14 protein-coding genes are annotated in these 12,582 nt (G+C 43.7%); 5 read left to right on the top strand and 9 right to left on the bottom strand.

Annotated features, from left to right (window positions below; all coding sequences use genetic code 11):
- Positions 1 to 51 precede the first annotated feature (51 nt).
- The 4 genes from ACQY1Y_RS11265 to ACQY1Y_RS11280 form a co-directional block, all read right to left on the bottom strand.
- Entirely contained in the window at positions 52 to 909 is an 858-nt protein-coding gene (locus ACQY1Y_RS11265) for an IS5-like element ISMae4 family transposase (RefSeq protein WP_002732125.1), read from the bottom strand.
- Positions 910 to 1,379: 470 nt separating this feature from the next.
- Positions 1,380 to 1,535: a hypothetical protein gene (locus ACQY1Y_RS11270; protein WP_430014587.1), complete on the bottom strand. Its 156-nt coding sequence runs from the start codon at positions 1,533 to 1,535 to the stop codon at positions 1,380 to 1,382.
- The gene (locus ACQY1Y_RS11275) at positions 1,532 to 1,672 is read right to left on the bottom strand and encodes a phage integrase N-terminal SAM-like domain-containing protein (protein ID WP_353734368.1); all 141 of its coding nucleotides are present in this window, start codon (positions 1,670 to 1,672) and stop codon (positions 1,532 to 1,534) included. Before ACQY1Y_RS11275 ends, ACQY1Y_RS11270 begins: the two co-directional genes overlap by 4 nt.
- Positions 1,673 to 1,676: 4 nt before the next feature.
- On the bottom strand, positions 1,677 to 1,793 hold the full coding sequence (locus ACQY1Y_RS11280; RefSeq protein WP_375329625.1) for a phage integrase N-terminal SAM-like domain-containing protein: 117 nt from the start codon (positions 1,791 to 1,793) through the stop codon (positions 1,677 to 1,679).
- A gap of 283 nt (positions 1,794 to 2,076) precedes the next feature.
- Between ACQY1Y_RS11280 and ACQY1Y_RS11285 the strand changes: the two genes are divergently transcribed.
- Both ACQY1Y_RS11285 and ACQY1Y_RS11290 read left to right on the top strand, forming a co-directional pair.
- Positions 2,077 to 2,895 carry a hypothetical protein gene (locus ACQY1Y_RS11285; RefSeq protein WP_430014588.1) on the top strand — a complete coding sequence of 273 codons (819 nt, stop codon included), beginning with the start codon at positions 2,077 to 2,079 and terminating at the stop codon, positions 2,893 to 2,895.
- A gap of 583 nt (positions 2,896 to 3,478) precedes the next feature.
- Positions 3,479 to 3,682: a hypothetical protein gene (locus ACQY1Y_RS11290; protein ID WP_430014721.1), complete on the top strand. Its 204-nt coding sequence runs from the start codon at positions 3,479 to 3,481 to the stop codon at positions 3,680 to 3,682.
- Between the two features lie 2 nt (positions 3,683 to 3,684).
- Here ACQY1Y_RS11290 and ACQY1Y_RS11295 read toward each other — a convergent pair whose 3' ends face one another.
- The 5 genes from ACQY1Y_RS11295 to ACQY1Y_RS11315 all read right to left on the bottom strand — a co-directional run bounded on the left by ACQY1Y_RS11295 (position 3,685) and on the right by ACQY1Y_RS11315 (position 8,541).
- The gene (locus ACQY1Y_RS11295; protein WP_430014589.1) at positions 3,685 to 5,232 is read right to left on the bottom strand and encodes a mercuric reductase; all 1,548 of its coding nucleotides are present in this window, start codon (positions 5,230 to 5,232) and stop codon (positions 3,685 to 3,687) included.
- A 200-nt stretch (positions 5,233 to 5,432) separates the two neighbouring features.
- Positions 5,433 to 5,774, bottom strand: coding sequence for a DUF565 domain-containing protein (locus tag ACQY1Y_RS11300; RefSeq protein WP_002753579.1), 342 nt, complete (start codon positions 5,772 to 5,774; stop codon positions 5,433 to 5,435).
- Positions 5,775 to 5,776: 2 nt separating this feature from the next.
- A complete protein-coding gene (locus tag ACQY1Y_RS11305; RefSeq protein ID WP_002733490.1) occupies positions 5,777 to 6,388 on the bottom strand; it encodes a DUF3611 family protein in 612 nt (203 codons plus the stop codon).
- Between the two features lie 73 nt (positions 6,389 to 6,461).
- A complete protein-coding gene (locus ACQY1Y_RS11310; protein ID WP_430014590.1) occupies positions 6,462 to 7,151 on the bottom strand; it encodes a J domain-containing protein in 690 nt (229 codons plus the stop codon).
- 625 nt (positions 7,152 to 7,776) lie between these two features.
- Positions 7,777 to 8,541 (bottom strand): PD-(D/E)XK nuclease family protein, encoded by a 765-nt coding sequence (locus ACQY1Y_RS11315; RefSeq protein WP_016515422.1) that lies wholly within the window; start codon positions 8,539 to 8,541, stop codon positions 7,777 to 7,779.
- 721 nt (positions 8,542 to 9,262) lie between these two features.
- On the opposite strand from ACQY1Y_RS11315, the gene cbiT reads away from it, so the two are divergent.
- From cbiT to cobA, 3 genes are read left to right on the top strand one after another with little or no spacing between them, the layout of a single operon-like run.
- Positions 9,263 to 9,853, top strand: a complete 591-nt coding sequence (gene cbiT / locus ACQY1Y_RS11320; RefSeq protein WP_002732225.1) for a precorrin-6Y C5,15-methyltransferase subunit CbiT — start codon at positions 9,263 to 9,265, stop codon at positions 9,851 to 9,853.
- A gap of 42 nt (positions 9,854 to 9,895) precedes the next feature.
- On the top strand, positions 9,896 to 10,813 hold the full coding sequence (locus ACQY1Y_RS11325) for a phosphatidate cytidylyltransferase (protein WP_016514637.1): 918 nt from the start codon (positions 9,896 to 9,898) through the stop codon (positions 10,811 to 10,813).
- Between the two features lie 54 nt (positions 10,814 to 10,867).
- Entirely contained in the window at positions 10,868 to 12,385 is a 1,518-nt protein-coding gene (cobA, locus tag ACQY1Y_RS11330) for a uroporphyrinogen-III C-methyltransferase (protein WP_430014591.1), read from the top strand.
- Positions 12,386 to 12,582: the final 197 nt, after the last annotated feature.

Genomic DNA, 12,582 nt, shown 5'->3' on the forward strand with positions numbered 1-12,582 from the left:
ATAAAAATTGAGAATAAATTCTCCTTGACTTGATTAATCTTTAGGCAACTTTTAAGAAGCTGCTATACCTATCCCTAACTCACAGTTATAAATAGCCGCCAACAAGTTAACTCTTAAACTATATCTTCGACGACGATTCCGATATTTACAGGATAAGATTTTAAAGATTTTGAGTTTCCTATTTATATGTTCAATGATAATCCTTTCTTTGGCTAAAGCCTTGTTATACTCTTTTTCTAACTCTGTTAATTTTCTATTTTTCGATTTCTTTTTCGGTGTATAACTATTACTATGGTATGCAGCTATTCCCTGATAACCACTGTCTTCTATGCTGGTAGTTAAAGGATGAAAACGAACTCGACTTTTTTTAAATAAACTAAAATCATGACCTCTACCTTTCCCACAAAAAACACAGATAATTTCCTCTGTATTTTGATCAGCTACTAATTGGGATTTTAAAGTATGATAACCTCTTTTACCCGAAAAAAAATCTTTCTGTTTCTTTTGGGGGCGTTCAATGGGAGTTTCCGTTACATCCATTACCGTTATGACCGGTATCTCTGCTTGATTGAGTAAAGCTTTTTTTCCTTTTAAACGGAAGTTTCCCGATTGTAAAAGCATTTTTTCCGTCTTATTTACAATCCGACATATAGTTGATTCTGATAGTTCCCAGCTTGTACCAATGTGAAAATATGTTCTATATTCTCGCCAATATTCTAACGTTACTAAAACTTGTTCTTCTATAGATAGTTTAGGTTTCGGTCCCCTTTTAGATGGTGAATTAGAGTCGGCTTCAACACTTTTTACTGATTCTACCATCTTTCTATATGTTTGTTTGTACACACCGAAACGGCGTTTGAATTGTTCATCTGATAAGTTTTGATAATCCATAATTTTGCTAATAAACATAGCAAAACTATAGATGATTTCCTGACCTAAGATCACATTTTATTCTTTTTTCCACTTCAATCTAAGAATTGAGAAAAAAGCAAAACCTTATATTATACCATAAAAAAATTATGCAAGAGGTCTAGTGTTTGACGATCGTCCTCAGTACTTTTGGGGTTGGGGTTGGCCATCGCTTAACCCACGCTACAAGACTGCTTATCTTGACTAAAAAAACCCGATTCTAAAGTCCCAAACCGATCTAGTCGGGTCAGGTAAATCGTTCTCTGACTTTTAGTCGATGTTACCTCGATATAAGGTTCTCTCAGTTCGGGATGCCGGTTTTTCAGGTCTTCAAGCGATCGCACTAACTTTAAATAATCATTGTAGGTTTCCTTGATTTTGATCGCAATTTCCGTAAGATTCTGATTGTTAATTTCGGAAAAAAAACCACGAAATTGATTGACAGGACGAGTTATTAAGAGGCTTTCTTGCTATTTCTGATTAGCAACCCCAATTATCTGGTCAAATGCCTCATAATTGCTGCTTTCTAAGGGATGGGGGCGATAAACTTGGGGATAACGGCTTTTATCCCTTCCTGCTAACCAGGTGACGGGTTGATAACCGCCAATTTCCTTACAGGCCTTCAAAATTGTGGTGTCTGGACGTAAAGCACTTTTTGACCCGTCAACCGCAAGGCATTGAGAGCGACATTTTGAGTTGAGGCGGCAACCTGCTTGTCGGTGGCTAAATGCGACAGATACTGGCGGATTTCGGACACTCCCATCTCTCTAGGATGACGTTTGTTGTGTAAAGAGAATAAAGTCTCGAATGTAGTAGAGGTAGGATTTTTCCGTCTTCAAGCTAAGGTGCTTGAGACGCATGACTTCTCGGACTCGTTCTAACAGTCGAGGGAACTGGGCTTTTCTGTCATCGGCAAATGCGGTAAAATCGGTTTGGCAGAGATACTAGACCGCCCCCTGCGGTAATTATGCCCAAATGGGGGTGATTAGACCGCACGGTGCGGTATTAAGTTTTATTTATGGGGTGTTAGACCGATGGAGGTGGGATAGTAGGATAAAGGGGGGTGCTAGACCGCAGTAAGCGGTTGAATTAGTGGTTAGCGACCGACATGATGAGGACATGGACATGGACACTCGGGCACTAACCTCCGCGGTTGAGGAGGCTCTGATGCAATTAGGCAATCGACTCGAGCTCGAGGAAGTCGAGAATCTCGCCCATTTGCATATTTTGCATATGCTGTCAGAAAAAATTAAAGACCTACTGGCTAATCAGGAGGAATTCTCTCGATCTCAGATGATGATCTGTTCTCCATTTGGAATGACTGGGTTCCAATCAATATTGGTTGCTCCGGTTCTGTTGAGCGAGGCTAGACGGCGGGGATCTGCCATCGCAGCCGTTGAGTGGCTGCAGAAAGTGCTTAACACCCAGCGAGCATCGGGCATCTTGGTCATTACCTGCTGGGGAATCACACCCGAGGTGCCAGTAACACTCCCTGGCAACGTCCAACTACTGCCATTTGAATCATTGCCCGCCTCAAGGCAGAAGGACGCGCTATCCAAACCTCACTGCCCAAGTCTGACAATGCCGCCCTTAACATGGAAGTCACCAACGGCTGCAGTGGTTTGCACTACGGCTATCGAACCTTTCCTCAAGGACGCTAACGACGATACTCCGATGCAAAACGCCACTGACTACAGTCCGCTCTTATCTGATGTACTCCTCTGCTTGGGCACGTCCGCGGAAGCTGGCATTATGCCTGGGCCACGTTGGTTCCAATACACCGATCCAGATATTGAGTGTGCTCAAACAGCATCACCCACGATATTCGTTCATCAAGAGATAACTCCTCTGGCTCTTGAAGGTAATGGCAATCTAGACGTTTCTCGCGCATCTGAATTGATAAGTAACTTTTTGAACCTGAATAACAGCCATAAGAATAAGGCACGAATTGCGATGCAGAGACTCGCTCAGGCTCGCATCAGGTGAATGCCCGCTGACAGAGCGTTAGAATTAGCCATTGCTCTTGAGGCCCTGTTGGTCGGAGATCATGGTGAACTCACCTTCAAGATTGGGCTTCGCGCTGCTCTACTCACTTCAACCAATCCTGACGAGAGGAGAAGGGTCAGGGCAATCATTAAGGCAATGTATAATATTCGTAGTTCATTGGTGCACACAGGCTCCTCCAGGGACACATTTACGGTGAGTGGGATTGGAAAAATGTCCACCAGTGATATCGTAGCCGAAGCCATGGGGATAACAACCTCAGTAGTTCAAATACTGGTCAATAATGGTATGAATCCAGACTGGGACTCAATTGAGCTGTCTATTACCACCTAGTTAGTGCGATCGCCATCGCCGTAGTGGACTGTTTCAGCTAAAATAGGGCAATAGATTTCGGCTTAAAGTCTTAGATTATAGAATTTCTAGCATTTTTCTAATACACCAAATTAGCTGAAACAATCCACTACAGTGCTACTGTGAAGAGACAAGCTGATGTCCGAGGTTATAATGGTCAAAGAGTTAAAAAAGAAATTAATCTAATCAATAGCCACAATGAAGGTACAGCCAAATGAGTCAAGTCTTAACCCTAGAATTGAGCGATGAAGTCTATGCCGCCCTGCAACAGCAAGCTAAAATATTAGGTATCGACCTGGTACTCTTGCCATTTCCCCGGCCTCCGTTCGGTGAGGGATTGGGCGTTCCCCAACTGTGCGGCAGCTTCCCGCCAGAATTGTTCAAAGTTCTGCCGCAGTTCTCCGGTGGCAATCATTGATTTTAACGCGATAATTTAGTCAACAATTCCAAGAGTTTTTTACTATTAGGAGTCAAGAGAGTTCGACGATAGGCATCGGCGGCCTTTTTAATCGCTTCCGCTTGGGTGGGATAGGGATGAATAACAGTAGAGAGTTTACTCAATCCGATTTTGGCAACCATAGCGGTGGTAATTTCAGAAATCATCTCACCGGCGTGGGTGGCGACGATAGTGGCTCCTAAAATTTGGTCGGAACCTTGTTTGTGAATAATTTTTAAAAAACCTGCTGTTTCGCCATCAGCGATAGCTCGATCGACTATACTCAAAGGAATTTTAATAGTATTAGTGACCAATCCCCGGGTCTGTGCTTGGGTTTCATCCATGCCCACATGGGCGATTTCTGGGTCGGTATAAGTGACCCAAGGCATAACTAAATTACTGAGCTTATCGCGTCCGAAACCGAAGGGAGAAAAGAGAGTATTTTTAATCACAATACGGGCGGCTGCATCGGCAGCATGGGTAAATTTCCAATCCATACAGATATCACCGGCCGCATAAATTTTCGGGTTAGTAGTTTGCAGATAATCATTAACTTTGACTCCCCGACGAGTATCGTATTCCACGGCCACCGCTTCTAAATTTAATCCTGACAGATTAGGCACCCGGCCAGCAGCGACTAAAATCTCATCAACGGTGATAGTTGCTCCTTGACCGTTGCTAGTATATTCAATGGTTTTACCCTGCTCATTTTTTGTCACCCGTTCAATTTGGCAAGAGAGAATTAATTGCATTCCTTCCCGCAGGAAAGTATTCTCAATAATTTCGGCTGCTTCTGGGTCTTCTTTATTCAAAAGATGGGAATAATTATGAAATAAAATCACCTGTGCGCCTAACCGTTGAAAAGCTTGAGCTAATTCACAACCAATCGGCCCGCCACCGATAACAGCTAATCGGGGAGGTAATTCTGTGAGGGAAAAAATTGTTTCATTGGTATAAAATCCCGCTTCTTTTAGTCTGGGGATATCGGGATGAAAAGCCCCAGCACCAGTGGCAATGACAGCTTTTTTATAAGCGAGGGTTTTTCCTGCCACTTCCACAGCATTTTGTCCTAAAAAACGAGCGCTACCCAAGAAGACATCGATACCTAGTTTTTGGAAACGTTGCACCGAATCATTATGGCTAATATCGGCGCGAATTTGCCGCATTCTGGTCATTACTCTGGCAAAATCTACTCTAGTATCTCCAATATCAATTCCCAATTTTTTGGCTTTCTCAATTTCCCCGATAATTCTAGAGGAACGAATCAAACATTTAGAAGGAATACAACCGAAATTGAGGCAATCTCCCCCCATTAAGTGTTTTTCCACTAAAGCCACTTTTAAACCTATATCTAAACCCGCCGCCCCCGCCGCTACGACTAAACCCGCAGTACCCGCACCAATGACAACTAAATCATAACAATCTTGGGGTTGGGGATTGAGCCAATCGGCAGGATGAACATAATTAACTAATTTTTGATTATGTTCGTCCATGGGGAGAATACTAACTTCACTGGAGCTATTTTGAAACATAGTGAACTACCTCGACTCCCTAGGCGCAGTTACCGCCTTTATTCTGTAGTTTATAGTCAATAAATTTCCCTCTTGACCAAGTTGGTAGAGTAAGTTTCTTGGTTCTATGTTAGTTGTTGTTGTATTAATCCGACAAAACCTGATGAGACTTTCTCTGTCAACTCTTAAGTAGTCGTGCGTTTTATTTTTCAATTGGGGATTTAAGAGCCAATTTTAAAGGCTTCTAGAAATAAACTATAGGTGATACCAATTTTTAGTAAATTGAAAGATTCTCGCAGAATCGGTGCTGGTTTAGCCTGGGAACTTTTTCGATAAACAATCCGGCTAGTCGCCTCCGTAAACAGCAGTAATAAACCGGCAGCGGTGACATCCCATTGAGCAGTTTGGCCAGCAGTAGTGACAATTGCTTGCCCAGAAAAAACTCCAAATAAAACACAAATTATCTGGAGGGAAATCCGCCGCCAAGGATTACCAAAAAAGCTATTAAATCGACTGCTGGTGACATTAGCCAGCGTACTTAAACGGGTGCGTTGCATGGTCATATTTATTTAGAAGTAATACGATTAAGAAGCCACAAAGAGGTAACAATACCAGTAAAGTGCGCGAGAATTGTATTAGTATTAGCCTGCACAATTAACAGGTCAACGGAATTAACAAATTGACTGGGGTTAGAGGCAACATTAAAAGTGCCTTGAGGAACATTGAGGGATTTAATTAAGACGATTCCCGCCAAGGCTTGCGCTCCCAAAATTGTTAAAAACATCCCGATAATATTAGCGATTAAACCCTGACGGATTAATTGAATAGTATCGGATTTTTTCGGGCGACTATCTTGATCACCCCCCAACATTTGACGGGCAATTTTCATGTAACGAGAGGAAAAGAAAATGGCAACTACCAAGAAACAAGCCCCACCAATGGCACATAAAACACCGATTTCAATACCGGAAGTGCGTTGTCTCGTCCCTAATAAACTAGCGGTAGCAATGAGCAATAAAACCCCTGAAATTACGCCTAGGACAATCTGCGTCCAAAAACCGATTCTTCCCTGACGTAAAAGGATATTAGCAGCCCGTTGGACGGCTGGAGGCAAGGAATAAAGATCAGAATCTCTAGGGGTGGATATATTGGTAATTTCTGATTGTTTGTCTCTCATCGGGGTTAAGCTAGGGTTGGGTAAATCTGGTCTTGATCTATTTTCGTCTTTTTTTTTGCCCATGGCTAGAGATTTAATTTTGGCACTGACTGGCTATCTGTTTAGCTTCTACCTGTAAACGCTGGGCCATACGAAACATTTCTTGACCGGTGTGGAGAGAGCGATCGTCGTAGTTAAGGGTAAAGGTTTCTAATTCTTCTAGTCCGTCAGTGAGATGATTGAGACAGTAGTACACAGAGGCGGCCACTTTGGCCATTTTGGCAGGGTTGGGCCGTTGGGAAAAGAGGGTTTTGGCTCGATCGAGATTTTGGCGACAGGTTTCTAGATAGTCTTGAAAAACAGCCATCAACTGATCATCGAAGGGATCGGCGGATAGGTGATTGATCTGACCTTTTAGGGGTCGGATAATTTGACCGATCAGGCGATTAATCGGGCTATAGGTCTGGTTATACCACTGTTTGACCAGGGCTTCGTCTTCCTGGACTGCTTCTTTGTAACGATGGTAATTTGCCTGGGCGGTGGCGGTGCGTTGGGCGCGTTTTTCGGGAGAATTGGCGATTAGTTGGTTATCGTAGTCCTTTCTTAGTCTCGGATCGCTTAGGATCTCGTAGGCGGCGTTAATAGCGACGATTTTATCGTGACTGGCACTATCGTTTTGACTATCGGGATGGAATTGTCTGGCTAAACGCCGATAGGCCCGTTTAATCTCGTCAGGGGTCGATTTATGGCTGATTTCTAAGGTTTGGTAGTGGTTGCCGGTCATGAGCGCAAGCGATCGATCTGTCTTTTATTATTATCGACCATGGTTAACGCGGCAGAGAAGGGGAATTGTCGAGAGTGGGAAAGTGGGGAGGCGGGGTGTGGGGTGTGGGAAGAATACATAAAAATAATCTCCTGTCTCCTGAATACTGACTTCTGACTCCCGACTCCTGACTTCTAACCCCATGTTGGACAAAGATAAGCAAAAATTATCTATTGACTCCGAAAACTTGAGAATATTTAAATTAACATTCCGCAATATTTATAAATTCTTAAGAATTAATTGAGAAATATTTTTATTTAACAACGATTTTACAATGGTTACAGCGATTTGATAGAATTTCACAGTGGGCTATTCTGTGCTTTTTTGGACAGCAATGGTTGAAACCCTTGCCACACCTACAAGGTAATCCTAATTAAGACGGGTAAATTAGTCAATTTCACCCACAACGATGATCTTTTTTTTATGTAGTTTTATTACAAAGAAAAAGTTTTTTTGACAAAAAGCACAAAGTATGAATTAGGAAGTGGGGAAGTGGGAAGTGGGGGAGAAGGGAGAATAAATAAAAATAATCTTCAGAATTCAGAGTTGAGAATTTATAATTCTGATCTGACAAAATTGGCAATAATTAGACAAAAGGATTGATTTCAGGGATATCATCGATCGAGGGTAAGTCTATTTGGCCCGATCGCTCTTGTGTAAGATAATAGGGACAATGAAGCTGACAATCGGGACGATGGGGAAAATCGACTAAATCATTTTGGTATGCTGATAGATAGCGATCGAGATCCTTCAATAAACGGCGTAAATCCCGTCCTGTCCGTTGGTGTAGTTTCTGGTTATAGTTAAAAGTAATTTGTTCGGGGTTGCGGGGTAACTGCACAAACCAATAGGTCATCGATAAACTATCAGGAGGATAAGCAGAAGTTTCTGCCAACACATACAGATAAAGTCTCGTCTGCCAATTTTTGGCTAGTTTGTCGGCATCGATAGGTTTTAAGTAGGTTTTCCAGTCAAAAATTACCGCTCGATCGCTCTCTAGTAAAATTAAATCATAGATAACCGTTAATAAATAATTACCCACAGTTAAACTGCGACAATGTTCCGCTTCTCGATTAGCTTCTCCCGGATTTTGGGCAATTGCCGGGGCGGCCTTTAATAGGGCTGTTAAACAATGTTCTAACTGTTCATTTTCGCGTAATAGGGACATGATCGGTAGCCCTAATTCCCGCTGCTGTAGTAATAGGTGAAACTGACTGCCCCATTCTTGCCTCTCCAATTGCCCGGGGTCAGCCGGTGTGTTAAGTTGCTCTAGATAGACTTTTTGAAATCTCGGTGGACAGGTTTCCAATAGGTTTAAATGGCCCTGGGCAAGACGATAGATATTAGACATGATAACTAGATAGGTATTAAAAACTTTCAGATGCCCCCCTTATTAAGGGGGGATTAAGGGGGGATCGGCACCCCCATTATCAAGGGTAGATCCCCCCGCCTATCGGCACCCCCCTTATCAAGGGTAGATCCCCCCGCCTATCGGCACCCCCCTTATCAAGGGGGGCGGGGGGGATCGAACCTAAAATCCATTTTTAATTTAATTATAACCAGCTACTTAGAGTTATCGTTGATAAAACAGGAGTTAGTCTATGGTTTTTGGCTGACAGATGCTAGGAAGGTTGAATAGCCAGAGTATTTAGTAACATTTGATAGACAATACCAAAAGAAATTGATTAGGACAATCTATGCTTAAGAAAAAGGATCATGACGGCCTTTCCCATAAAGATGAAGTGTAACCTAATTTGGTGTTGATGACCGACGACTGACCCGCCAAAACAAAAACTTCCTATCTCATCATTAAGATAAGCTGCCCGCCTATTTAAATTGCTTGTTGAGATGAGGCACTGTGGCAGTGTTGCAACAGTAAAGGGATTGGGAGAGATTGACCTAATCTAAGGATCGGGGGTTAAAATACGTCTTAGCTTAATGACAGACAATAGCTTTTTAGAGCTATGATCAGGGTTTTATGCCTATAAAAGTCCCTGTTTACTTAATAAAGAAAATTTGACAAACTTATATAATAATGCTTGGTAGTGAAGCTTCTCAATAATTGATCCCCCATGACTTGGTTATATAAAACCCCCGGTATTCCCGATGAACTGTTTGAACGTTTACCCGGGATTCCCCTGAGTAAACGCGAGGTGAGATTATTGATGATTTCCGCTTTGAGGTTAGGTGATGGGGGGGTTTTCTGGGATATAGGAGCAGGAACCGGCACTATTCCCGTTGAAATTGGCTTATTATGCCCCAATAGTCCGATTATTGCCATTGAAAGGGATGAAGAAGTGGCCAGTTTAATCCGCCGTAATTGCGATCGCTTCGGGGTAAAAAATGTCACCGTTTTTGAAGGCAGCGCACCCGATTGTCTGCCCAATATATCCCTAGCACCCGATCGCGTCTGTATCGAGGGCGGCAAACCGATTAAATCGGTCCTGCAAGAAGTGTGGCAATACCTGAAACCCAATGGCCGCATCGTGGCTACGGCCAATAATTTAGAAACCCTCTATCAATTTTCCGAAGGTTTTTCTAATTTACAGGCGCGTAATATCGAGATTGTCCAAGCGGCAGTAAATCGCCTAGAAACTAGGGGTATTCACCAAGTTTTTGCCGCCGTTGATCCCATGTTTATCCTGAGCGGCGATAAACTTTAATTGGGGATAACCTTCCATAAAGTTTTCTTAATCTATATAATTATGACAATGCCGCCTAATTTCTCTGGATTAACCATGCCTTGGCCACGCATTGTCAGCGCTATTTTTGCTATTGCCTTCGCACTGGGAATTATTATCGTTGGGGGTTGGTATTTCACCCTCGGCATCGGTGTTATCGTCTTTTTGGGACAATTAGAGTATTTTCGCTTAGTTCGCGCTAAAGGCATTGAACCGGCCGCTAAAACCACTCTCGTAGTTTCCCAATTATTACTACTGACGGCAACTATGGCAGCCCCCCTCACCGATGCCATGTTTCCCCTGGCCGGAGCGTTAATTTGTTTTTATCTGCTCTTTCAGCCTAAAATGGCGACAATTGCCGACATTTCCACCTCAATTCTCGGTCTGTTTTACGGTGGTTACTTACCCAGTTATTGGATTCGTTTACGGGTCGGTTTTTCTCCCGAAAGTGGTCCCGTGGCTATGGCCAGTAACTTACCCCTGATGGGATATTGGCCGGAATCGTGGATGGAACCGAAATTATTCCCGGCCGCTTTGACGGTGACTTTTCTAGCTTTCGGTTGTATTTGGGCCGCCGATATCGGAGCTTATATCATGGGAAAATGGTTAGGGAAAACCAGTTTATCGCTGATTAGTCCCAAAAAAACCGTGGAAGGTTCCTTTTTTGGCATTTTAGGCAGTATAGCGGTGGCCGATTTGGGTGCTTGGTATTTAGATTGGCCCTATTGGCAGCTGACGGGCTTATTTTTGGGCTTATTAATTGGTATTGTCAGTTTATTGGGCGATTTAACCGAATCGATGATGAAACGCGATGCTGGGGTCAAGGATTCCGGGCAGTTAATCCCCGGTCACGGTGGTATACTCGATCGCACTGATAGTTATGTCTTCACCGCTCCCCTAGTATATTATTTCGTCACTTTACTGCTGCCCTTGTTGCGTTAGTAATTTGCATCTTCTCCAAGTGCTAGATTAAAGATTAAACTCAAATTTGCGATTATGTCAGCAGTCGTCCATCCCCGGGGTAAAGTTTATCTTCTCGGTGCGGGAATCGGTCAGAGTAGTTTTCTCACCCTGCAAGCGCGAGCAATTTTAGCCACGGCCGAGGTTTTGCTGTATGATGCCCTAGTGGATAGTCAAATCTTCTCCCTAGTGCCGAAAACCTGTGTTTTAGTCGATGTGGGCAAACGGGGGGGACAACCCGGGGCCGAGCAGAATCAGATTAATCGGATACTGGTTAATTATTGTCAAGAGGGAAAACGGGTTATTCGGCTTAAAAGTGGTGATCCGGGGGTTTTTGGGCGAGTATATCCTGAAATGTTGGCCCTAAAGCAGGCAGGCTGTGATTTTGAACTGATAACCGGTATTTCCTCCGCTTTAGCCGCTCCTTTATTGGCCGGAATTCCCCTGACCGAAAAGGATATTAGTCGCTGTTTTGCGGTCTTGAGCGCTCACGATCCCGAGTCTCTCGATTGGTCAGCTTTAGCTAAAATTGATACACTTGTGCTATTGATGGCCGGTCAGTCTTTAGGGCAAATTATCGAGAAATTATGCCAAAATGGGCGGAATATTCACGACTCGATCGCTATTATCCGTCAGGCGGGACGCAAGGATCAACAAATTTGGCGCGGCACTTTAGAAAATATTCTCGCTCAAACCGCCGGGGTGTCCCTCTCACCCTCTATTATGGTCATTGGTCAAGTTGTGGATCTGGCGATTATGTCCTCTCCCCCACCCCTAGGCGGTAAAACTATTGTTATTACCCGTGCCGCCGAGCAAACGAGTCAATTTAGCGAAATTTTGCAAAATCAAGGCGCAGAAGTCCTGGAAATGCCCGCTTTAGAGATTCGTCCCCCCGACCGTTGGCAAGGTTTAGACGATGCCATCGCTCAGTTAAAAGAGTTTGATTGGCTGATTTTAACTTCTGCCAATGCTGTTAATTTTTTCTTTGATCGCTTGACATTTTGGGGAAAAGATGCTAGGGCTTTAGCGACTGTAAAAATCGCCGTGGTGGGCAAAAAAACCAGCCAAGTTTTGCACTCACGGGGATTAAAAGCGGATTTTATCCCGGGGGATTTTGTCGCTGATGCTTTGGTAAACGAGTTTCCCGACCCGATTAAGGGGCAAAAATTCCTCTTTCCTCGCGTGGAAACGGGAGGGAGAGAGATATTAGTTAAGGAATTAACGGCCAAAGCCGGTCAGGTGACGGAAGTGGCCGCATATTATTCCGGATGTCCGGCACGCATGGATAGTGGCATCTGGGAAGCCTTTCGAGATGGGAAAGTCGATATAGTCACCTTTGCCAGTTCCAAAACCGTCCAGAATTTTTATCGGTTATTGCTGCAAGAAACGGCAGAATTATCGGTTAATTCCCTCTTAGAAAAAGTTTGTCTGGCTTCTATCGGTCCGCAAACTTCAAAAACCTGTCAAGAGTTATTTGGTCGTGTTGATATCGAGGCGCGAGAATACACCCTAGAAGGGTTGACTAGCGCTTTAATTGAGTGGAGTAATACCTGACATCCTCGCCGCCGTATTTGCGGCAGCCCGGATTCGGAGGATCAAAGCCCCTTATCAAGAAGGATCAAAGCCCCTTATCAAGAAGGATCAAAGCCCCCCTATCAAGGAGGATCAAAGCCCCCCTTATCAAGAAGGATCAAAGCCCCTTATCAAGAAGGATCAAAGCCCCTTATCAAGAAGGATCAAAGCCCCTTATC

It is taken from the genome of Microcystis ichthyoblabe FBCC-A1114, assembly GCF_050500245.1.
Lineage (GTDB): Bacteria > Cyanobacteriota > Cyanobacteriia > Cyanobacteriales > Microcystaceae > Microcystis > Microcystis ichthyoblabe_A.